This is a genomic window from Pseudoalteromonas sp. SIMBA_162, assembly GCF_046535955.1.
Classification (GTDB): Bacteria; Pseudomonadota; Gammaproteobacteria; order Enterobacterales; family Alteromonadaceae; genus Pseudoalteromonas; species Pseudoalteromonas marina.
Map to the genome: position 1 here is coordinate 1 of NZ_JAWJBQ010000304.1, position 277 is coordinate 277.

The following is a 277-nucleotide window of genomic DNA, read 5'->3' on the forward strand; positions in this document are numbered from 1 at the left end:
GTACTGGGCTACGAAGCGCTGGTGCGCTGGGACCACCCCGAGTTCGGCCTGCTGTACCCGGACCGCTTCATCGACCTGGCAGAGCGCAGCGGCTTCATTGTCGATCTGGGCTGGGAGGTGTTGCGCCTGGCCTGTGAAGCCTTGGCGGGCTGGGACGTGCAGGGCCGGGAAACGCGGTTGGCCGTGAATGTATCCGCCCTGCAACTGCGCCAAGGCGACTTCGCCATGCGGCTGCTGAACGAACTGCAGAGGTATGCCATTGCCCCGCAGCGGCTGG

Annotated in this window: 1 protein-coding gene; it reads left to right on the forward strand. The window is 66.1% G+C overall.

Annotated elements, in window-relative coordinates; all coding sequences use genetic code 11:
- Positions 1-277, forward strand: a 277-nt coding sequence (locus R0J88_RS19795) for an EAL domain-containing protein (RefSeq protein WP_410900845.1), incomplete at both ends; no start/stop codon positions are given.